The following is a 20103-nucleotide window of genomic DNA, read 5'->3' as shown; positions in this document are numbered from 1 at the left end:
TACCTCCGGTCTAGATCACGCCGCCGGATATGACCAGCGCGTAACCCTGGGTTTCAAGATTCACGTAGGGGCGGAGCCGGATCATCCATGGACCGATGACGGGGCTCGGCAGGACGACCATCTGGACGTTGTTGGTGATGTCGGGCGGAACGGGCGGGCTGGTCTTGCGCTGCCGGGAGAAGCCGCTGGGCACGTCGAAGTCGTTGCCCGAGTAGAGGTTTCCTGCCGGGTCCTCGACCTCGAACCTGATCGCCTGCACGGTGGGGGTGGTCTGGCCCTCGGACGGCGGCCGGTTCACCCACACGAAGGTGATCTTCAACGGCTCTCTCGCGTCATGGACGTTGAAGCGGTACGTACGGGTCTCGGCCAGGCGCAGACCGGCTCGGCTCGGGATGTCGATCGCGATCATCGAGCGGGCGCCGTTCTCGAAGAACAGGGTCTGGTCGAGCTGGATGAGCCCCCAGCCCTCGGTGTCGGTCGGGTAGCCGGGATGACCTTTCATGTCGACGGTCGCGTTCAGCAGCACCGCCCTGATCAGCGCTCCTGACGGGCTGGGGATGCGGTTGCCCTCCACCGGCCGGCCCTTGGGGTAGAAGCCCTGGTTGAAGTACTGGCGTACGAGGGCTGCCGCGGCCGAGACGTTCGGCGTCGCGAAGCTCGTGCTGCACCGGGTCTGGACCTCGGTGTCGCTGTACAGGCCCGTGGACGGCGTGGGCGGCAGGACCGAGGTCCTGATGCCGCAGCCGACGGCCATCACCTCCGGCTTGCGGCGGCCGTCGAACGAGGGCCCGTCCACGCCGCTGCCCCGCGACATGTGGTCGGGGTGGGCCCTGGCCGCCGCGACGCAGAGCGCGTTGAACGCGACGCTGGGCGAGGCGTTCTTCGGGTTCACCCCCGTGTTCTCGCCGGCGGCGATCACCACCTGTTCCTCGCGGGCCAGGCAGAACGCGTCCAGGTCCCGGGCGGCGACGTCGTAGCGGATATTGGTGCTCCAGCTGATGTTGTGGACGGTCGCCCCAGCGCCCCTCCCGTCCTCCAGCAGCTCCTGCAGGCTGCGCGGGCGGCGGTTCCCGTCCGGCGACGTCTTGTCCGGCGGGGCGAGGATCAGGTTGGCGTCGTGGCCGACGATCTTCGCGGCCCAGGCGCCGCCTCTGTCCTGGTGGTTGCCGGAGTTGCCCAGTTCGTTACCGGCCGCTATGCCGGCGACCTTCATGAAGTGGCCTTGGGGCGTGGCCCCTCTCGGGTTGAACAGCTCGCGGATCTTGCGATGGCCGGGGCCGGGCCTGTTCGGGGCCGCGTCGGCGAAGAAGCGGTGGTTGAGGTCTAGCGTGCCCCGCTCGATGACCTGGATCACCTGGTCCTCGCCGTGCAGGTCGTGCGCCCAGATCGTGCCGCGGGCCGGGTCGCCGGACTGGGTCGTCTGGGCGGACGGCACGTCCGCGTCGACGATCACCGGCACCGGTTCGATCCAGGTGACGTCCTCCAGCGCCGCGACCTGGGCGACCTTGGCCGCGTCGTCCAGCGTGAGCCGCAGGCGCAGCCGCCCGCCGAACGCCCGGCCGTCGACCGTGGCGATGTCGTGCGCGCCGATCGTCGTCAGCGCGGCCGTGACGGCGTCGGCGTCGGCGTCGTCGAACAGCACCGCCACCAGGTCGAGCGGCCCGGTCGCCGGGATGTCCGGGGAGAGCTTGGACGCCTGTGGCAGCGGGGCCACGGCCCGGACCAGGAAGTCCGCGCGCACCCGGTCGGCCGTCGCCGCGTCGAGCCGTTCCAGGTAGGCCAGATTCGGGATGAACCGGTCCAGCCGCAGCCCGTACGCCGCCTTGAGCCGGGCGATGTCCGGCCCGCTCAGCAACGCCGCGAACTGCACGACCGTCGCCTTCGGCCCGGCCGCCGCGGCCGGCTCCACCTGCGTGGGATCGAACGGATCCGGCCCCACCAGCAGCCGGAAGTCCTGTCGCTCACGCCTCATCGCACACCCCCCGTGATCACCAGCGCGAAGCCCTGCGGCGCCCGCGTGAGCACGGGGCGGAGCCGGATCGTCCAGGGGCCGGGAGCGGGGTTGTTCACGACGACCATCTGGACGTTGTTGGCGATGTCGGGCGGCGCTTTCGGGGGCGCCGCCAGCTTCCGCGAGACCCTGTTGGGCACGTCGAAGTCGTTGCCCATGTAGAAGCCCCCGGCGGGGTCCTCCACCTCGAACCGGATGGGGTCCGGGGTGAACGGCGCCACCTCGGTCATCGCCTTGCTCGTCCAGACGAGGGTGATCTTCAGCTGCTCGCCCGCGTTGTCGACGGTGAAGCCGTACGAGCGGGTCGCGGACGTCGCCATGGAGGCGGCGCTCCTGACGTCGTGCACGATCAGCTTGCGCGTGCCGTTCTCGAAGAACAGGGCCCGGTCGAGCTGGATGAGCCCCCAGCCCTCGATGTCGCTCGGGTAGCCGGGGTGGCCGGTCATGTCGACGGTCGCGTTCAGCAGCACCGCCTTGATCAGCGCGCCTGACGGCTCCTTGACGATCTTGTCCTGCTCGGGCTTGCCATTCGGGTAGAAGCCCTGCGTGAAGTACTGGCGTACGAGGGCGGCCGCGGCCGCGGCGTTCGGCGTCGCGAAACTGGTGCCGCACGTCTGGACGGCGGTGTCGCAGTACAGGCCCGTGGACGGCGTGGGCGGCAGGACCGAGGTCCTGATGCCGCAGCCGACGGCCATCACCTCCGGCTTGCGGCGGCTGTCGAGCGACGGCCCGTCCACGCCGCTGCCCCGCGTCATGTGACCGGGGTGGGCCCTGGCCGCCGCGACGCAGATCGCGTTGAGCGCGATGCCGGGCGGCATGTTCCTCGAGTTCGGCCGCGTGTTCGTCGCGGCGGCGACCACCACCTGCTCCTCACGGGCGAAGCAGAACGCGTCCACGTCCCGGGCGGTGCCCTCATAGCGCAAGGTGAGGGTGTTGACCCAGCTGATGTTGTGCACGGTCGCGCCGACGCCTCGCCCGTCCTCCAGGAACTGGTGGACGCTGCGGTGATTCGGGCCCAGGTCCTGCAGCGCGGTGCTGTCGTTGCCGACGATCTTCGCGGCCCAGGCGCCGCCGCGGTCCTGGTGCTGGCCGGAGTTGCCCAACTCGTCGCCGGCGGCGATGCCCGCGACCTTCATGAAGTGGCTGTCGAGCGCGGTGTTCGCCTTTTTGAACAGCGCGCGCACCTTGCGATGGCCCGGGCCTGGCGTGTTCGGGGCGGCGTCGGCGAAGAAGCAGTGGTTGAGGTCGAGCGTGCCCCCTTCGATGATCTGGATCACCTGGTCCTCGCCGTGCAGGTGCCGATCCCACACGGTGCCCCGGGCCGGGTCGCCGGACTGGGTCACCTGGGCGGACGGCACGTCCTGGTTCTCGACCGCGGGCGCCGGTTCGAGCCACGTGACGTCCTCCAGCGCCGCGACCTGGGCGACCTTGGTCACGTCGGCGAGCCCGAAGACCAGGCGCAGCCTGCCGCCGAACTCGCGGGCGTCGCTCGCCGCGACGTCGTGCGCGCCGATCGCCGTCAGGCTCGCCGTGACGGCGGCGGCGTCCGAGTCGTCGAACAACACCGCCGTCAGAGCGAGCGGCCCGGTCACCGGGATGTCGGGCGAGAGCTTGGACGCCTGCGGGAACGGGGTCACAGCCCGGATGAGGAAATCCGCGCGCACCCGGTCGGCCGTCGCCGCGTCCAGCCGTTCGAGATAGGCCAGATTCGGGACGAACCGGTCCAGCCGCAGGCCGTACGCCGCCTTGAGCCGGGCGATGTCCGGCCCGCTCAGCGACGCCGCGACCTGCACGACCGTCGCCTGCGGCCCGGCCGCCGCGCTCTCCTGTACGAGCTCCACGGGATCGAACGGCTCCGGCCCCACCATCAGCCGGAAGTCGGGGCGCCGGCCCGTCACAGCGCGTCCACGACGACGTCACCGGAGACCACGAGCGCGTAGCGCTGTTTCTCCTGGTGGCCGGACTGGCGCAGCCGGATCCTCCAGGTCCCTGGAGTGGGCTGATTCACGATGACCATCTGAACGTTGTTGATCGCGTCCGGCGGGCTGGCCGGGGCCGTCGCCAGCTTCCGCGAGACCCCGTTGACCCCGTCTAGGTCGTTGCCCATGTAGAAGTTGCCTTGGGAGTCCTCCACCTCGAACCTGATGGCGTCCACCCGGGGATGCGGCAGGTTCTGCTCGGACGGCGGCCGGTTGACCCACACCAGGGTGATCTTCAGCGGCTCCGTGTCGCCGTTGACGAAGAACTGGGACGTACGCGTCTCGCCCATCCGCAGGCCGGCGCTCTTCGGGACATCCTTGACGATCAGCCCGCGGCGGCTGGAGTCCTTGAAGAACAGCGTCCGGTCGAGCTGGATGATCCCCCAGCCCGTGATGTCGTTCGGGTAGCCGGGATGATCGGTCATGCGGACGGTCGAGTTGAGCAGCACCGCCTTGATCAGCGCTCCTGACGGCTCCTTGATGACCCTGTCCTTCCGTGGTTCGCCGGCCGGGTAGAAGCCCCTCTGGAAGTACTGGCGCACCAGCGTGGCCGCGGCCGACGTGTTCGCCGTCGCGGCGCTGCAGCCGCACGCGATCGCTTGCACGTCGCAGAACGGGCCTTTGGGAGGGGGCGTAGGGATCACCGAGGTGGTGATGCCACAGCCGACCGCCATGAGGTCCGGCTTGCGGCGGCCGTCGGGCGTCGGCCCGTCCACCCCGTTGCCCCGCGACATGTGGTCGGGGAAGGCTTTCGTAGCCGCGACGCAGAGCGTGTTGAACGCGATCCCGGGCGGCAGGTTCTCCGTCCCCTGCTCCACGTTCTGGCCGGCCGCGACCAGCAGCTGGTCCTCGTGCTCGAAGCTGAACTTGTCCGCGTCCTGGGCGAGCACGTCGTAGGCCGCCGTCTTGCCGATTCCCCAGCTCAGGTTGTGGATGCTCGCGCCTTCTTTTCTCGACGCGTTCAGCAGGGTCTCGAGGCTGAAGACCGCGAAACCCGTATTGATCTTCTCTCGCTTCAGGTCCCCGAGGCTGCGGGTGACAAGCTTGGCGGCCCACGCGCCGCCACGGTTGGGGTGATTGCCGGAGAAGCCGAGCTGGTCACCGGCGATGATGCCGGCCATCTGCATGAAGTGCGGGCCGACGACGCCTTCGTTGAACGCCCGGACCACCTTGCGATGGTTCGGACCGGGCTTGTTCGGCGGGTTGTCGGCGAAGAAGCAGTGGTCCAGGTCGACGCCGCCCTGGTCGATCATCCCGATCACCTGGTCCTCGCCGTGCAGGTTGTGGATCCAGACCGGGCCGCTGGACGGGTCGCCCGACTGGAGCACCCGTGCCGACCCGGCGTCCATGAGGGTGAACTCGGGCTCGGGCTCGATCCAGATGACGTCGTCGATCGCCGCGGCCTGGGCGACCCTCGACGGGTCGTCGAGCGTGAGGTGCAACCGCAGCCGTCCGCCGCTCTCCCGGTCATCGGCCGTCGCCATGTCACGCGCGCCGAGCGCGGTCAGACTCGCCGTGACGGCGACGGGGTCCGAGTCCTCGAACAGCACCATCGTCAGGTCGAGCGGCCCCGTGGCGGGGATCGTGGGCGACAGCTTCGACGCCTGCGGGAACGGGATGACCGCCCTGACCAGGAAGTCCGCGCGTACCCGGTCGGCGGTCGCGGTGTCCAGGCGTTCCAGGTAGGCCAGGTTCGGGATGAACTTGTCCAGGCGCAGGCCGTACGACGCCTTGAGACGGGCGATGTCGGGCTCGCTCAGCAACGCCGCGAACTGCACGACCGTCGCCCGCGCCGCGCCCACCGCAGCGGGCCGCTCGCGGTGGGACGACTCGCGGTGGGACGACTCACTGGGGGGCGGCTCTTGGCGGGCGGGTTCTTGACGGGACAGTTCCTGGTGGGACGGTTCCACTGCCGCAGGGTCGAACGGCTCCGGCGCCACCATCAGCCGGAAGTCCCGCACCCCCGAGACGGGCTCCCCCGTCATCGCTCATCCCGCTCTCCGGCCGCGGACTCGATCCACGAGCCTCGGCCGGACCGGTCTTGGACACGGTCGATCACTGCATCCTCCTTGGAGTGGACGAGCCGGCGCCGACCACGCACCCCGGCGGTCGGCATGAACCCCCAGCGGCTCCGCGATGGCATGTCCCCGAGGCAGAGCCGCCTTACCTAGAAAGGCGTTCCACCGCGTTCCATCGCGTTCGTGGGAGCGCGGCGAGACCAAGCCGCCGGCCGGCGCGGCGCGATGGCCGGACTACGGGCCGGTCGGCAACTCTGCGGCGGACCGGGGCCAGCCGCAGGTTGAGGTTCCTCCCGAGGTGAGGACACCCCTGACAATGGATCTTGTTCTCTAGAGGGGAGCTTCCGGGTGGCACAACCGTCGAAGTTCGGCGATGAGTTCAAGCGAGATGCGGTGAGGCTGGTCCGTACGACGAGTTGGAGTCGAGAAGGAGATCCTGCGTAAGGCCGCCGCCTATTTTGCGAAGGAGATGGATCGTTGATCAGCCGTTTCAGGTTCATCTCCGTCCACGCCGGCTACGGCATCGCGCGGCTGTGCAGGGTGTGAACGTCGGCCGCAGCGCCTTGTACGCCTGGCGCACGCGGGAACCCGCCCGCCAGGTCAGGGCGGCCGAGGTCGCGCGGATGGTGGAGAAGATCCGCTCGTTTCACGCCGACTCCGATGGGACCAGCGGCTCACCCCGGATCACCGCTGACCTGCGCGACGATGGGGAGATCGTCAACCACAAGCGGGTCGCCATGCCGTGCCCGGTGCAGGCAGGGGTCGTGGGCACGGGGAAGAACATGGTGCCGTCGGCGCGGTGTGCGCCGACGGCGAGCACGCCGGGCAGGATCGCCGGCGCGATGCTGCTCATGGCCGTCGTCGTTGCCGGCCGGAGCTGCTGGTTACCTCGATCCCGATGTCAGGCCTGCGCCATCGAATGCCGCATGCATCTGGTTGGCTTGGTTGTTCGCGCCGCGGACGTTGGGGTGGATGAGCGTGCACGCCTCACCCTTGGGGGTGCCGGGCGGGAGTTCATCGCGGAGAGCGCACTGGTATTCGGCCGGGTCGGCGGGCTTGGTCTCGCCCTGCGGGATCACCAGGTTGTCGAACACCCCGTACATCCACTGGTCGGTGCCCGTGGCGCACACTCCGTGGCCCTGGCTGGACTGGTAGGTGTCGACGTAGGTGGCCCACTGCGGGTTGTCTTGCGCCTGCTCCCCTATCACGTCGTTGAGCCGCTGCTCCACGCCGATGAGGAAGTCTCCGTCCACGCCGAGGCGGATGGTGCCCAGCCGCTTGAAGTTCCCCCAGTAGCAGTTGAGCTGGTTGAACGGCCTGGACACGACCGTGGGGTAGCCCAGCAGGAACACCCTCGCGTGCGGAGCACGCTGGTGGATCTGCGCCATCATGCTGGTGTACTCATGGGTCAGGGTGGCGAACTTGTCCGCCAGCCAGTGCCTGCCTTCGCCGTTCTCGTAGTAGCCGCTGCACCCTGGGCCCGGGCTCGGCGAATCTCCCGGCTCCACCCCCATTTCCAGGCATTTGGCCAGGATGGTGGCGAATCCGAGGGTGTTGCCGCCGATCCCGACGGTGACGATGTCCTCGTCGCCGTTGAGCGCGTCGATCTGCGCGGGCTTGGCCGGCCATGCGCAGGCGCCACGGTTGAACGGCGGACCCAGGAGCATGTCACAGGTCTGCGGGTGCAGGACGCCCTTGCCTATCTCGGCGGCACCGCAGGTGACGTCGGTGAGGCGGACCGAGTTGGAGGTCCCGGCGTTCAGCCGCTGCGCCAGCTGTTGTTCCCAGCTGTGATTGGACCGGCCGCAGCCGTCGCTGGGATCCCATCGGGGTATGAGGGCGCCGGCGCTGTAGGAGTCGCCGAGCGCGGTCCACTTCAGTGAGGCGCGGGACTGGTGCTGAGCCGTCGCGGCCGGACCGGCGGAGTTCAGGATCGTGTGCTGGGCTGTGGCCGGGGCGGCCTGGGCGGCGGGGCCGGTCAGCAGGGTCGCGGCGATGCCGCTGACGAGGGTGACGTTCAGGGCGATGGGTGGTAGGCGCATGCCTCTCCTTCGTCGGTCACATGTGGCATTTGCTTGGCCCGGAGCGGCGAGGGGGCATGAGGTCTCTGCCAGGTGGCTGTGCTTCCTGTGGTGGTTCTTCTCGATCTCCGACCGGCGCATACTGAAAGTAATTTTACGATTACACAGAGTAATATAGCGAGAGAGTGAGAGTCCTCTGTCTTCCGCCAGAGAATTTCTATTACCTGTCACACCTGATGCGCGCGGGCCGCGTCCGCCCAGCTCGGCGCTCGCCCCAGCCGGGCCGACTCGGTAGCGTTATCTGTCACATCAGCTCCGCGGGAGGTCCGTCATGCCGGTCGTCGCCTTCCCCGGCACACCCTCCAGCCACCCCGGTAGCGACGGGCCACCGGACAAGCCACCGTCGCCGGCGCCGTCGAGACGTTCCTCGACTCGCTCGGCGCCGCCACCACCCGCACCGGCTACGCCCGCACCGTGGCCGACCCGCACCACCCGGTCGCCGATCTGGACTGCGACCACTACGCCGCGGTGATGGCCACCTGGCAGAGCGCGGCCCCAGCCACCTGGAACCGGCACCTGTCCGCGCTGATCTCCTTCACCACCTGGGCCCAGCGCCACGACCTCCTCGCCACCAACCCCGCCCGCCGCCTGAGCCGGCGAAACGGCCGCCCGAGCCGAAGAGGTCCTCTCCTTCAACGTCGAAGACCTCGACACCGAGTTCCGCCGCGCCCGCCTCACCTCCAAGGACGGCGTCATCGAATACGTGCACTGGGCCAGCGCCACCGCCCGCCTGCTGCCCCGCCTGCTGAACGGCCGCACCGCCGGACCGGTATTCCTGGCCTCCGCCCGCATCACCGCCGAACACGACCCCGCAGCCCGGCGACGCCAACGCTGAAAGCTAGGCGCCTACCGCCAAGGTCACCGAGGTCCTGGCACCCCCGCCGTACTCACTGATCAACACAGTGGCGGCTGGCCGGAGCCGTAGGAATTTCGGGGCATCACGGATCGCTAACAGGCGAAGAATCCGCAGATCGCTACCGCTAATTTCGGCACTCAGCCTCCTCGAAGGCCGAGATCACGATTGCGGTTCTTGATCGTTTCCGAGCGGTGACGGTGGCTGGCTTGATTATCTCTTCGGCATGATCAACCGCGCGCGGATGATGCGGGTCGACAGACCTCGACCTGGAGCGGGCCCGAAAGCCATTGCCGCCGATCCCCGCCTTCCGTCACGATCAAGTATGGCGATGACGCAAGAACTGCTCGCTTGTGTACGGGGTCGGACGCCGGGCCGCGCCGGCCGCACCGCTGGAGTCCGGGCGCTACCGGTTGTACTCGCCGTCCTCACCGTCCTCGTGATGGCCGGCGGTGGCCAGGCCGCGGCCCGTACGGCCGTGGCCGGGGTGCCCGCCGAGGCGCGCGGTTCGTCCTCCGGCCCTCCCGTGGTGCTGCCGAGGATCGACTGTGCGGCCCTCGCCGGGCAGGACCTGTCGGGCACGCCCGGCGCACCGGCGGTCATCGGGTCCGCGACCGCGATGACCTCGCCGGACGGCTGGGCGGCCTGCGAAGTCAAGGGAACCGCGGCGCCGCAGATCCAGTTCGACGTGCTCCTCCCCACCGAGACGTGGCGGCAGCGGTATCTGCAGACCGGGTGCGGGGCGTTCTGCGGGAGCGTCGACATCTACGCCGACGCGACGGACGGGTGCGTGCCGCTGACCCGCGGCGACTTCGCCATAGCCACCGGCAACGGGGGGCACGTCGGCGTCTCCGGCTTCGACGGCACGTTCGGTGCCGATCCGCAGCTCCGGGTCGACTTCGGCTACCGGTCCGACCACGTCGTCGCGCTCGTCGCCAAGCGGCTCATCGCGCTCTACTACGGACAAGGCCCGCGCTACTCCTACTTCGACGGCTGCTCGCAGGGCGGCCACGAGGGGATGACCGAGGCGCAGCGCTACCCGCGTGACTTCGACGGCATCATCGCCGGCGCCCCGGCGTCGTTGCTCACGTCGCTCATCGTGTGGTCCGCGGGCTGGCACGCCACAGCCAACACCGACGCGCGGGGCCGGCCCATCATGACCGCCGCCAAGCTTCCCGCGCTGCACGCCGCCGTCATGCGCGAGTGCGACGCACGGGACGGCCTGGCCGACGGCCAGATCGACGACCCGCGTGCCTGCGCGTTCGATCCGCGGAGCCTGCGCTGCGCGACAGGAACCGACAGCGCGGACTGCCTCACCGACGCGCAGATCGGTGCCGTACGCAAGCTGTACGACGGGCCACGCGACGAGCGGGGCCGGCGGATGTACCCGGGGGGCGAGCCCGTGGGCTCGGAAGCGAACTGGGCCCGCTGGGTCACCCCGACCGCCACCGGCGACCCGGCCGTGGCCGAGGGCAACGCGACGAACGCGTTGAAGTACCTCGCCTACCCGTCTGCCCGGCCGTCGGCGACACTGCGCGACCTGCACTACGACTCGGCGACGTTCCGCGATATCTACCGGCAGGCCGGCGTCTACGACGCGAGCGACCCCGACCTGACAGCCTTCCGCGCCGCGGGCGGGAAGCTCCTCCTCTGGCACGGCTGGGCAGACCAGGCAATCTCGCCGTACGGGACGATCGCCTACTACCACGCCCTCACCGAGCGCATGGGCGGGACGGACGCCACGCAGCAGTTCGCCCGCCTGTTCATGCTGCCGGGCGTCGCCCACTGCGGTGACGGTCAGGGGCCGGACGCGATCGACGCGCTCACCCCCACCCTCGCCTGGGTCGAGAACGGCGTCGCACCCGACCGGCTCGTCGCCACGAAGCGCCAGGACGACACCGTCGTACGGACCCGGCCGGTCTATCCCTATCCGACCGTCGCACGCTACGACGGGAGCGGCAGCGTCGACGACGCGGCGAACTTCGCACCGACTCCGCCGCCCACGCGCTACGAGGACGACATCCCCTGGCTCGGGTCGTTCCGCTCCGGCTACGAGCAGACCTGCGGCTGGCACGACGGCCGCTGGTCCTGCACCCTGGCGCAACGGCCGAGCTAGCTGGGCGGCTTGGCGTCCTACTCCAGAACCGCGGCCAGGGCCAATTGGTCCCGTCACCGCCCCGCTCGCGCTCCACCGTGCCGCATTACCGCAAAGCAGCGCCCTCACGACCGAGGGCGCCAGACTGGCCGCGCGCAAATCATGGCATCACGACGAGTCGCCTGCCTTTGAGGTCGGTTCGCTGCCAAGCGGTCGCGATGTCGCTCAGCGGGACCTTCTCCACGTCGAAGGTGAGCTCGCCGGACCGCGTCCACGTCACGACCTGCTGGTACGCCTCGTCCATGGTCTGCGGGTCGAGGCCCTTGGCCGCGCCGTAGATCTCCACGCCGGAGGTGCGCAGGCTCGACCCGGCGAGGGCGAGCTCGGTGCCGACCGACTCGCCGATCTGGACCACCCGGGTCGGCTTGCCGAACGCGAACGACCGCGGCACCAGCGCGCGCAGCAGGATCTCGCTGGGCCTACCCCACAGGTAGTCCATGACGACGTCGTAGCCGTCCCCCCTGGCGTCGAGGTACGCCTGCGCCAGCGCCTCGTCGGAGACCGCGGTGTTGATCACCGTGTCGGCCCCGATGGCCTGTACCTCGCGCAACCGGTCGTCGTCGCGGCCGGTGGCCACGATCCGGCCGGCGCCCAGCAGCCGGGCCACCTTGACCGCGAGCCGCCCGGCGACCCCGGTGGCGCCCTGCACCAGCACCGTCTCCCCGGGAACGAACCCCGCGGCCGTCTTCATCGACATCGCGGTGACGGCCGAGGCCATCACCGCGACCACGGCCGGGTCGATGCCGTCGGGGATCGGCATGTAGGAGCCCTGGGGCACCACGGCCTTCTCGGCGAGCGCGCCGTAGGGCAGGCGGATGTTGCCGAACCCGACGAGCGTGCCGTCCGGGAGGGCGCCGATGCCGTCGAAGGCAGGGATCACCGGAAGCCGGCCGATGTACTTCTCGCTGGCGTAGTGCGTACCGGCCGCGATCGCCTTGTCGACGTTCTCGACGGCGACCGCTTTGACATCGATGATCACCTCGCCGTCGTCGGCCACCGGATCGGGGAAGTCCTCATAGCGCGGGATGCCGCCGACCTCGTGGAGCACCGCTGCCTTCATCCCAGCTCCTGCCCGAACAAGCGAGCGATCCGCATCTGCCACGCCACCAGGACACGAGGCGGCCGGGCCGAGGAGTGGTTGAACCCGTGGTGGTGCGAACGGTGGTGCGTGAGCGAGTGCCGCCACCCGTGGCCGTGGCGGGCCTGGCCCTGGCGCCCGGCCCGCCGCTCGGTGTGCGCGGGAATCCCCGGAATGCGATGGGTCGCCCAGTGCAGCAGGTCGCGGAGCGAGTGCTGGTGTCTCATCGTTGCCTCCTCAGGCGCGCGAGTCTCTATCACTGATAGAGGATTCTATCAGTGATAGACTCCGGAAGGGAGGTGCCGGAATTGGCTTTGGACAAGCAGCGGATCGTCACCGAGGCCGTCGCGCTACTGGACGCAGAGGGTCTCGACGGCGTGACCACGCGCAAACTGGCCGCCCGGCTCGGCGTACAGTCGCCGACCCTTTACTGGCACATCCCGAACAAGGCGGCGCTGGTCACCGCGATGGCCGAGGCGATTCTTGAGCAGCAGTTCCCCGAGCCGGCGTCGCCCGCGCCGGAGGAGCGCTGGCCGGACTGGCTGATCGGCCTGGCCGTCCGGCTGCGCCGCGCGCTGCTGGCCCACCCGGACGGAGCCCGGATCATCGCGGCCTCCCAGCTGTCCCTCAAGATGGCCGCCATCTCCGAACTGGCAATGAGCACACTGGTCGGGCGGGGCATTCCCCTGAGGCAGGCTCGCCTGATCGTATTGACGGTGTTGCGCTTCACCGTCGGCTACGTCCTGGAGGAACAGGCCGGCCGCCCTGACGCGGACGCCCTGGACGGCTTCGACATGGCCGCGTACGCCACGGCGTACCCCACCGTGATGGCCGGCGTGACAGAGTACTTCCAGGCTGGCCACAGCGTCGACGATCTGTTCCGCGACTGTCTGGAACAGATCATCCATGGTCCTGCGGCGCGGTCCGGCCCCACGTCCTGACCGGTCAGCCCTGGCACAAGCGCCCCGAGTCGCCCAACACAGCAAGGGCCCTCGCATATGAAACACCCGACCGGTACCTCTGGGACGACCAGTCACGCCAACCCGATCCACCCGCGCTTCGAAGCGTACTTTTCATTCGCGTTGTGCTCGCGGACCCCGCGGTCGCGGCATCGCCATCGGGCGCTGATAGACGGCCCGTAGGAACCGCGCTTCTAGACTTGCCGCATGTCGGATACGCAGTATGAAGACCTGCTCCGCCACGTGCTCGACACGGGCGCCCGCAAGGAGGACCGCACCGGGACGGGCACGCGGTCGATCTTCGGCCACCAGTTGCGCTACCGGCTGTCGGACGGCTTCCCGCTGATCACCACGAAGAAGGTCCATTTCCGCTCGATCGCGTACGAATTGCTGTGGTTCCTGCGCGGCGACGCGAACGTCACATGGCTGCGGGAGAACGGCGTCACGATCTGGGACGAGTGGGCGGCGCCGGACGGTGATCTCGGCCCGGTCTACGGCGTGCAGTGGCGGTCATGGCCGACCCCGGACGGCGGGCACATCGACCAGATCAGCGAAGTGCTGCGCACGCTCCGCGAGAACCCCGACTCTCGGCGGATCATCGTGTCCGCGTGGAACGTCGCCGACATCCAGCGGATGGCGCTGCCGCCATGCCACGCGTTCTTCCAGTTCTACGTCTCCGACGGCGAACTGTCCTGCCAGCTGTACCAGCGCAGCGCGGACCTGTTCCTCGGCGTGCCGTTCAACATCGCCAGCTACGCACTGCTGACGCACATGATCGCCGAGCAGGTGGGCCTCGGCGTCGGTGACTTCGTCTGGACCGGAGGCGACTGCCACATCTACGACAACCACCAGGACCAGGTCCACACCCAACTCGCACGCCACGCGCGGCCATTCCCGACCTTGAGTCTGAAGCCGGCCGACAGCCTGTTCGACTACACCTATGCGCACTTCACGCTACACGGCTATGATCCGCACCCCGGCATCAAGGCGCCGGTGGCGGTGTGATCGGGCTCATCTGGGCGCAGTCGGCCAACGGCGTGATCGGCCGCGACGGCACGCTGCCCTGGCACCTGCCGGAAGACCTGAAGCACTTCCGCTCCCTGACCGCGGGCGCGAGCGTGCTCATGGGCCGCCGCACCTGGGAGTCGCTGCCGCCGCGCTTCCGGCCGCTGCCGAACAGACGCAATCTTGTGCTGTCACGTACGCCACAGGAAGGCGTGGAGACCTTCCCCAACCTGCAGCAGGCGCTCGCCACGGCGGCCGGGGACGTGTGGGTGATCGGCGGCGCGACCGTGTACCGGGCGGCGCTGCCGTTCGCAGACCGGATCGTGGTCACCGAGATTCGCGAGTTCTTCGCAGGAGACACGTACGCGCCGGACACGGGGCGCTCGCCGGACTCCGTCGGGCCATGGCAGGAATCGTCGACCGGACTGCACTATCGGTTCGTGACCCGGGACTGCTGAACGACCGGGTCCACACCGAAGCCGCTCACAGCGACCCGACCTTCGGCCTGCTGGAACTCCCGAACATCTCCTCCGAGTCGGGAGGTGGGGATTGGCACTTCGTCGAAGCGGCCTGGGTGAAGAAGCTCACGGACGAGGACCTGACTAGCGCGCCCGGATAAGTTCCCCTTATCCGGGCAAAAACTCCTAAGGTCCTGGGGCATGACCCTTGTTCAACATCACCTGGAAAGTGTTCGAGGCGCCGCCCAGGCGGGAGACTACGAGGCCGCGCGCGAATACGGCAGGCTCCTGAGTCTTCTCCCGGCCGAGATGGAGGAGTCCGATGATGAGTGGCCGTGCGTGTGGTGGTTTCGTGTCGCGCTGGAAGGGCGTCCTGAGGATCACGAGGCTGCTGTCTTGCTGGCCGCCCGCCTTACTGGTGACGCCGATGCCCTCGCCTACGCCTATGGGCTCGACGACGAGGAGGATTTCGACGAGGAGGGCGCGGACGACGAGGGCAACCTGGCCAGGAGGAACTGCGAACGGATGCGAAAGAGGCGCAGCGGCTCTACGAGCAGGTGTTGCGAGCGGACCCCGCGCATCCGGGCGCTCACAGCGGGTTGGCCGCTTTCGAGGGCATGCCCTTTCCGGCGGCTTCGGGATCCAGGATGAGGGACAGGTTCCCTTCCAGTGAGGGATGAGAAGGTCAGGCTGTCGGCGCAAGGACGACGACCTTGCCGGACACGGCACCGGCGGCGACTTCCGCATGGAAGGCCGGGAGGTCCTTGAGCTGGATACGGCGGCTGATGTCGATATGAAGTTCGCCTCGGTCGATCGCCGCCACGAGGCCGGCGAGTTGCTTGGCGTCGCTCCGGACGAAGACGTTGAGCCCGCGCACATGGCGCGTTTCGTCGCTCGGCGCCTGCATCCACACCGTGGTGTTGACGACGGCCCCGCCGGACCGCACGAGAGCGGCCTGGTCGGCGAACTGCGAGGGCTCGATCGGTGCGAGGTTGAGCAAGAGGTCGACCGGCTGGGTCACCGCATCCACCACGTCGGTCGCGGTGTGGTCGAGGACCTCGTCGGCACCGGCGGCCCGGACCCTGTCCGCGCTGCGCGGGCTCGCCGTGGCGATGACGTACGCGCCGATGTTCTTTGCCAACTGCACCGCGTAGGCACCGACAGCGCCTCCGGCGCCGGTGATGAGCACGCGTTGCCCTGCGGTGAGCTCGCCGAGTTCGAACAGCGCCTGCCATGCGGTCAGGCCCACCAGTGGCAGGGCCGCCGCGTCAGCCAGCGGCACGCTCGAAGGCGCGGCCGTCAGGACCTCGGCGGGCGCGGTGACGTACTCAGCGGCTGCGCCATCGCCGATCATTGGGAGGAATCCGACGACCTCGTCACCGACCGCCACCGCATCGACGCCGTCACCGAGCGCGTCGACCGTTCCGGCGACGTCGATGCCAGGCGTGTGCGGGAGCGTCACCGGGAACGGGCCCTGGAGACCACCGCTGCGGATACCGGCGTCGACCGGGTTGAACGACGTCGCCGCGACCCGGATGCGAACCTCACCAGCGCTGGGGACGGGCCGCGCCACGTCCTCGTAGCGCAGGACATCAGCATCGCCGTACTCGTGGAATCGCACTGCCTTCATGACGAACTTCCTTCTTCGCGGGAATCATTATGCTTCGAATTCGAAGCACTTCAGTGAAATGAAGCTAGCACTGCTTCGAACTCGAAGCAAGTACGATTGCGGCATGACCGAAGACGCGTCCCCTCCGCCGCTCGATTCCGCCGAACTCGGCGCGTACTTCGCGCTGATCGAGGTGAGCAGCCTCCTGCGCCACACGGTGGAGCAGCAGCTGCGCGAGGCCGGCGACCTCAGCTACGTCCAGTTCCAGCTCCTGGCCAGACTCGGGGACATGGCAGACGGCAGCCAGCGCATGACCGAACTGGCAGACGGGGTCGTGTACAGCCGCAGCGGCCTGACCTACCAAGTGAGCCTGCTGGAGAAGGCCGGACTCGTCGCCCGCAGCCCGTCCGCGCAGGACGACCGGGGCGTGACGGTGACCATCACCGAGGTGGGACGGGACGTGCTCGCCAGGGTGTTCCCCGGTCACATCGACGTCCTGCGGCAACTCTTCCTCGAACCGCTCGCGCGCGCGGACATCGACAGCCTCGCTCGTGTCCTGACCGTCGTCCGCGATCACATGCGCTCCATCCCGCCTCGATCGGCGAAGCCGCGCCAGAAGAGCGCCGCACGCCAGAGCCTCACTGGCGGCGGAGCCTGATCGCGCCCCGGCCCCATCGCTGGGTCAACGAGCGCCGCGGGATCATCCGAGCAGGCGCGAGCGGCGGATTCGCATCGCGTCGAGCAGCGGAGCCGCCGCGACGGGCCCGGCCGGATCGGCGATCGCGAGGTGAACCGCGACCCTCCCGTGCAGTTCCTCCGGGAACGGGGGCAGAGGCGGCACGTGGAGCACCGCGATGCTGGAGGAAACGCCGCTACCGACTGTCGCGATGGTGCTCGACCATGCTGCGACGAGTTTCGGTAGCGCCTCGGCATGCCACAGCAGTGCTCCGGCATGGAGGTCCGCCGCTGGGACGAGGCCGAACTCCAGCGTGTGAGCGATCCCGACTCGGCGGCGGCGTTCACCGCAGACCAGGTCGCGCCGGCCCCGACCACGGCGACGCGCGACTCGGGGTCGATCGACACGTCGGTGAGCCTCGAGGTGTCGAGGAGGACCGCCCCCTTGTCCACCGGCGCGCCCGGCTCCGTGACCGGTCGCCTGCGGCACGATCTCGAGTGGCGTGCCCGACGACTGCGCGAGCGCAGTCACCTCATCGAGCGTGGGCGCGATGTCCTCCGGACGGGAGACGACTGCGACCCGCGCGGGTCGCTGCTTGATGGAGGAGTTGTGGGGTCGGGTGGCGGCGGCGTAACCGCCTGAGTCCGCGTCAACGAGCATGCGCTCATCGTACGGGAATAGCGGAGGTTTTCCTCCGCTTTAGCTGTCATCTACTCAGATTGGATGACTCATGACTCAGCTTCAGCAGCCCATCGCCGTGATCGGTGCGACCGGACAGCAGGGCGGCAGCGTGGTGGGCGCTCTGCTCGCGCAGAAGCAAGCGGTTCGCGCCCTGGTTCGCGACACCGAAGCCGCGGGCGCACATGCTCTCCGAGCCCGCGGCGTGGAGGTCGTCGCCGCCGACCAGGAGGACAGCGAATCGCTCCAGCGAGCACTCACCGAGGTCGCGGCACTGTTCTTCATGACGACGTTCGAGGGAGCGGACGGCACGGAGGGCGAGGCGCGCCGCGGTGTGGCCGTCGCGGATGCCGCAGCACGCGCGGGCGTGCCGCACGTCGTGTACTCGTCGGTCGGCGGGGCGGAGCGAGCGACAGGGATCCCGCACTTCGAGAGCAAGCACCGGGTCGAACGGCGGCTCAGCGAGGTCGTAGCGACGAAGTTCGTCCGCCCGACGTTCTTCATGGAAAACCTGGCGCCGCAGCTCACCGACGGCGGGAGTGGGGAGCTGGTGCTTCGCCTGCCGGTCGCGGGTGACGTTCCGCTCCAGATGATCGCTGTTCGCGACATCGGCGCCGCCGCCGCGCGTCTCTTGATCGCCCCTGATGTCATCGATGGTGATGCGGTCGAACTCGCCGGCGATGAGCTCACCATGGCTCAGGTGGCCGACCGGGTCGCATCCGAGCTCGGCCGGCCGACGCGGTACGAAGGGCTGCCGATCGATGTGCTCCGTGATGACGAGGACATGCGAGCGATGTTCCAGTGGTTCACCACCATCCCCGCCTACCAGGCCGACTTCGACCTCACGCGCCACCTCGTCCCCGACGCGCGCGACTTCGCGGCATGGGTATCCGACCAGGGTTCCGCGCGGCGGAACTGACGCGTCGAACTAACCGCGATCGGGTGCGATGCCGCGCAGGAACACCGCGCGCAGCTCGGCGGCCGCCTCGGCCCAGCCGGGCACGTTCGACATCGGCTGCGCGAGCATCGCCCCGAAACGCACCACAGTCCCCGCATTCACATCCATGCGGACCGAACCGTCCTGATGGCCGCGCTCAAGGATGGCGCCCATGGTCTGCTGCATGCGCGCGCGCAGCGTCGCGGACTCAGTGCCCTCGGTCATGGGTGCTCCGTGGAGCGGAAGCACCAGTTCGTCGCGATGAGCGAAGGTTTGATGGAGGAAGCGGCTGATCGAGTCATGACCGGTATCGCCGGACGTCAGCGCGTCCTCGGCCTCGGCCAGGATCAGACGATAGGCGCGGACCGCCATCGCCTCAAGCAGCGCCTCCCGGTTCGGGTAGCGACGGTAGAGCGTCCCGATCCCGACTCCCGCCTCAGCGGCGATCTGCTCCAGCGGAACGAACTTACCCTCGGCCAGTCCCGCACGCACAGCTGCGGCGATCAGCCGCTCAGTGTTCTCCGCCGCATCCTTCCGGAGCTTGCGCGGCCGCGTGGAGGTCATGAACAACACATCCTACGTGAGTGTTCGCCCCCTCACCTGATCTGGATGACGTGTTTGCCGCGGACGCCACCGGCTTCCAGGGCCCGGTGGGCATCGGCGAGCCGGTCGAGAGGGTGGACGGTGTCCACGACGGGGACGATGTCGCCGTGCTCCGCGTAACGGGTGATCTGGGCCAGCAGCTCGGTGCCGGGGTTGCCGCTGAACACGCGGATGCGTCTGCTCCCGTGGATGGTCGAGGCGAGGATGGAGGCGAGGCCGGCGAGAGGCCTGTTGAAGTCGAGGGTGATGGCGACCATGCGCCCGCCGGGTGCCAGCAGGCGGCGGAAGCGGGACTGCTGCGTGCCGGCGGTGTCGACGATGACGTCGAAACGGCCCAGCTCAGACAGGCGAGTCGTGCGGTAGTCGAGTGCTTCGTCGGCGCCCAGGCCGCGGACGAAGTCGAGGTTTTTCGCGCCCGCGAGAGCGACGACGTGGGCACCGAAGAGCTTGCCGATCTGCACCACGACGCTGCCCACGCCTCCGCTGCCCCCGCGCACCAGGAGTCGCTCACCGGGTTTGATGGCGGCCTTCTCGCGCAGGGCGGTGACCGCCGTGGCCCCGCCGGCGAGCAGTGAGATGGCCTGCACCGGGGTGAGGTTCTCCGGAGCGGGGGCGATCTGGCGGGGGCGCACGGCGACGTGCTCCGCCATGCTGCCCGTCTTGCGCCCCAGCAGCCCCCACACCCGATCCCCTTCACGTACTCCGGTGACCGACGAACCGACTTCGGCTACCTCCCCGGCGAAGTCGATCCCGCTCGTCTTGGGGAAAGTGCGGCCAGTTACCAGGCGCGTTCTCCCGGCCCGGTCGAGCAGCTCGCCGCCGTTGACGCTGGCGGCGTGCACCCGCACCAGCACCTCCTCGGGCGCGGGGGTCGGCGTCGGCCGCTTGCCCACGTAGAGGACCTCCGGGGGGCCGTATCGGTCGAAGAGGGCTGCGCGCATGTCGCTCATGATCTTGTCCTGTGTCGCATTTCGGAGCTGCGGAGGCGCTGTATGCGCCCGCT

19 protein-coding genes and 1 pseudogene are annotated in these 20103 nt (G+C 69.2%); 9 read left to right on the top strand and 11 right to left on the bottom strand.

From position 1 onward, the window contains the following. Positions 1-10 precede the first annotated feature (10 nt). Genes AB0L53_RS41700 through AB0L53_RS41690 form a run of 3 tightly spaced genes read right to left on the bottom strand, consistent with a single transcriptional unit; the run spans position 11 to position 5975 of the window. Positions 11-1972 carry a S8 family serine peptidase gene (locus tag AB0L53_RS41700; protein WP_364006730.1) on the bottom strand — a complete coding sequence of 654 codons (1962 nt, stop codon included), beginning with the start codon at positions 1970-1972 and terminating at the stop codon, positions 11-13. Next, positions 1969-3909 (bottom strand): S8 family serine peptidase, encoded by a 1941-nt coding sequence (locus AB0L53_RS41695; RefSeq protein WP_364006727.1) that lies wholly within the window; start codon positions 3907-3909, stop codon positions 1969-1971. The genes AB0L53_RS41700 and AB0L53_RS41695 overlap by 4 nt, the downstream gene beginning before the upstream one ends. Further along, positions 3906-5975: a S8 family serine peptidase gene (locus tag AB0L53_RS41690; RefSeq protein ID WP_364006724.1), complete on the bottom strand. Its 2070-nt coding sequence runs from the start codon at positions 5973-5975 to the stop codon at positions 3906-3908. The genes AB0L53_RS41695 and AB0L53_RS41690 overlap by 4 nt, the downstream gene beginning before the upstream one ends. A gap of 656 nt (positions 5976-6631) precedes the next feature. Here AB0L53_RS41690 and AB0L53_RS41685 point away from each other — a divergent pair. Then, positions 6632-6694 (top strand): annotated as a pseudogene (locus tag AB0L53_RS41685) (hypothetical protein); the annotation flags it as partial. Between the two features lie 198 nt (positions 6695-6892). Here AB0L53_RS41685 and AB0L53_RS41680 read toward each other — a convergent pair. Continuing rightward, the gene (locus tag AB0L53_RS41680) at positions 6893-8050 is read right to left on the bottom strand and encodes an SGNH/GDSL hydrolase family protein (protein ID WP_364006721.1); all 1158 of its coding nucleotides are present in this window, start codon (positions 8048-8050) and stop codon (positions 6893-6895) included. A 288-nt stretch (positions 8051-8338) separates the two neighbouring features. Further along, the gene (locus tag AB0L53_RS41675; RefSeq protein ID WP_364006719.1) at positions 8339-8548 is read right to left on the bottom strand and encodes a hypothetical protein; all 210 of its coding nucleotides are present in this window, start codon (positions 8546-8548) and stop codon (positions 8339-8341) included. A 244-nt stretch (positions 8549-8792) separates the two neighbouring features. Here AB0L53_RS41675 and AB0L53_RS41670 point away from each other — a divergent pair, with 244 nt between their 5' ends. Next, on the top strand, positions 8793-8924 hold the full coding sequence (locus AB0L53_RS41670; RefSeq protein ID WP_364006717.1) for a hypothetical protein: 132 nt from the start codon (positions 8793-8795) through the stop codon (positions 8922-8924). 349 nt (positions 8925-9273) lie between these two features. After that, positions 9274-11058 carry a tannase/feruloyl esterase family alpha/beta hydrolase gene (locus AB0L53_RS41665; RefSeq protein ID WP_364006714.1) on the top strand — a complete coding sequence of 595 codons (1785 nt, stop codon included), beginning with the start codon at positions 9274-9276 and terminating at the stop codon, positions 11056-11058. Positions 11059-11197: 139 nt separating this feature from the next. On the opposite strand, the gene AB0L53_RS41660 is transcribed toward AB0L53_RS41665, so the two are convergent. Beyond that, a complete protein-coding gene (locus AB0L53_RS41660; protein ID WP_364006711.1) occupies positions 11198-12157 on the bottom strand; it encodes a zinc-binding dehydrogenase in 960 nt (319 codons plus the stop codon). After that, the gene (locus tag AB0L53_RS41655) at positions 12154-12402 is read right to left on the bottom strand and encodes a hypothetical protein (RefSeq protein WP_364006708.1); all 249 of its coding nucleotides are present in this window, start codon (positions 12400-12402) and stop codon (positions 12154-12156) included. Before AB0L53_RS41655 ends, AB0L53_RS41660 begins: the two co-directional genes overlap by 4 nt. Positions 12403-12483: 81 nt before the next feature. Between AB0L53_RS41655 and AB0L53_RS41650 the strand changes: the two genes are divergently transcribed. From AB0L53_RS41650 to AB0L53_RS41635, 4 genes are all read left to right on the top strand, one after another. Beyond that, the gene (locus tag AB0L53_RS41650) at positions 12484-13116 is read left to right on the top strand and encodes a TetR/AcrR family transcriptional regulator C-terminal domain-containing protein (RefSeq protein WP_364006705.1); all 633 of its coding nucleotides are present in this window, start codon (positions 12484-12486) and stop codon (positions 13114-13116) included. A 225-nt stretch (positions 13117-13341) separates the two neighbouring features. After that, the gene (locus tag AB0L53_RS41645; RefSeq protein WP_364006702.1) at positions 13342-14139 is read left to right on the top strand and encodes a thymidylate synthase; all 798 of its coding nucleotides are present in this window, start codon (positions 13342-13344) and stop codon (positions 14137-14139) included. Further along, complete coding sequence (locus AB0L53_RS41640; RefSeq protein ID WP_364006699.1) at positions 14136-14597, top strand: dihydrofolate reductase; 462 nt, start codon at positions 14136-14138, stop codon at positions 14595-14597. Before AB0L53_RS41645 ends, AB0L53_RS41640 begins: the two co-directional genes overlap by 4 nt. Positions 14598-14798: 201 nt before the next feature. Further along, positions 14799-15248 carry a hypothetical protein gene (locus tag AB0L53_RS41635; protein WP_364006696.1) on the top strand — a complete coding sequence of 150 codons (450 nt, stop codon included), beginning with the start codon at positions 14799-14801 and terminating at the stop codon, positions 15246-15248. 34 nt (positions 15249-15282) lie between these two features. On the opposite strand, the gene AB0L53_RS41630 is transcribed toward AB0L53_RS41635, so the two are convergent. Continuing rightward, positions 15283-16227, bottom strand: a complete 945-nt coding sequence (locus tag AB0L53_RS41630; protein ID WP_364006693.1) for an NADP-dependent oxidoreductase — start codon at positions 16225-16227, stop codon at positions 15283-15285. A 103-nt stretch (positions 16228-16330) separates the two neighbouring features. On the opposite strand from AB0L53_RS41630, the gene AB0L53_RS41625 reads away from it, so the two are divergent. Beyond that, positions 16331-16864, top strand: a complete 534-nt coding sequence (locus AB0L53_RS41625; RefSeq protein ID WP_364006690.1) for a MarR family transcriptional regulator — start codon at positions 16331-16333, stop codon at positions 16862-16864. Between the two features lie 42 nt (positions 16865-16906). On the opposite strand, the gene AB0L53_RS41620 is transcribed toward AB0L53_RS41625, so the two are convergent. Then, positions 16907-17047 carry a hypothetical protein gene (locus tag AB0L53_RS41620; protein ID WP_364006874.1) on the bottom strand — a complete coding sequence of 47 codons (141 nt, stop codon included), beginning with the start codon at positions 17045-17047 and terminating at the stop codon, positions 16907-16909. Positions 17048-17612: 565 nt separating this feature from the next. Between AB0L53_RS41620 and AB0L53_RS41615 the strand changes: the two genes are divergently transcribed. Continuing rightward, on the top strand, positions 17613-18479 hold the full coding sequence (locus tag AB0L53_RS41615) for an NmrA/HSCARG family protein (protein WP_364006687.1): 867 nt from the start codon (positions 17613-17615) through the stop codon (positions 18477-18479). 9 nt (positions 18480-18488) lie between these two features. On the opposite strand, the gene AB0L53_RS41610 is transcribed toward AB0L53_RS41615, so the two are convergent. Together AB0L53_RS41610 and AB0L53_RS41605 are read right to left on the bottom strand one after the other, a co-directional pair. Continuing rightward, positions 18489-19061 (bottom strand): helix-turn-helix domain-containing protein, encoded by a 573-nt coding sequence (locus AB0L53_RS41610; RefSeq protein WP_364006684.1) that lies wholly within the window; start codon positions 19059-19061, stop codon positions 18489-18491. Positions 19062-19093: 32 nt separating this feature from the next. Beyond that, entirely contained in the window at positions 19094-20041 is a 948-nt protein-coding gene (locus AB0L53_RS41605) for an NAD(P)-dependent alcohol dehydrogenase (protein WP_364006681.1), read from the bottom strand. Positions 20042-20103 lie beyond the last annotated feature (62 nt).

Source organism: Nonomuraea sp. NPDC052129 (genome assembly GCF_040680095.1).
Lineage (GTDB): Bacteria > Actinomycetota > Actinomycetes > Streptosporangiales > Streptosporangiaceae > Nonomuraea.
Note: the sequence above shows the minus strand (reverse complement) of the source record. Positions and strands in the feature narration are given on the sequence as shown.

Excerpts from the sequence above, each read along its gene's own strand:
- AB0L53_RS41610 (WP_364006684.1), bottom strand. The coding sequence starts at position 19,061 with ATGACCTCCACGCGGCCGCGCAAGCTCCGGAAGGATGCGGCGGAGAAC.
- AB0L53_RS41605 (WP_364006681.1), bottom strand. The coding sequence starts at position 20,041 with ATGCGCGCAGCCCTCTTCGACCGATACGGCCCCCCGGAGGTCCTCTAC.
- AB0L53_RS41645 (WP_364006702.1), top strand. The coding sequence starts at position 13,342 with ATGTCGGATACGCAGTATGAAGACCTGCTCCGCCACGTGCTCGACACG.
- AB0L53_RS41655 (WP_364006708.1), bottom strand. The coding sequence starts at position 12,402 with ATGAGACACCAGCACTCGCTCCGCGACCTGCTGCACTGGGCGACCCAT.
- AB0L53_RS41690 (WP_364006724.1), bottom strand. The coding sequence starts at position 5,975 with ATGACGGGGGAGCCCGTCTCGGGGGTGCGGGACTTCCGGCTGATGGTG.
- AB0L53_RS41635 (WP_364006696.1), top strand. The coding sequence starts at position 14,799 with ATGACCCTTGTTCAACATCACCTGGAAAGTGTTCGAGGCGCCGCCCAG.
- AB0L53_RS41625 (WP_364006690.1), top strand. The coding sequence starts at position 16,331 with ATGACCGAAGACGCGTCCCCTCCGCCGCTCGATTCCGCCGAACTCGGC.
- AB0L53_RS41680 (WP_364006721.1), bottom strand. The coding sequence starts at position 8,050 with ATGCGCCTACCACCCATCGCCCTGAACGTCACCCTCGTCAGCGGCATC.
- AB0L53_RS41665 (WP_364006714.1), top strand. The coding sequence starts at position 9,274 with ATGACGCAAGAACTGCTCGCTTGTGTACGGGGTCGGACGCCGGGCCGC.
- AB0L53_RS41630 (WP_364006693.1), bottom strand. The coding sequence starts at position 16,227 with ATGAAGGCAGTGCGATTCCACGAGTACGGCGATGCTGATGTCCTGCGC.
- AB0L53_RS41615 (WP_364006687.1), top strand. The coding sequence starts at position 17,613 with ATGACTCAGCTTCAGCAGCCCATCGCCGTGATCGGTGCGACCGGACAG.
- AB0L53_RS41660 (WP_364006711.1), bottom strand. The coding sequence starts at position 12,157 with ATGAAGGCAGCGGTGCTCCACGAGGTCGGCGGCATCCCGCGCTATGAG.
- AB0L53_RS41700 (WP_364006730.1), bottom strand. The coding sequence starts at position 1,972 with ATGAGGCGTGAGCGACAGGACTTCCGGCTGCTGGTGGGGCCGGATCCG.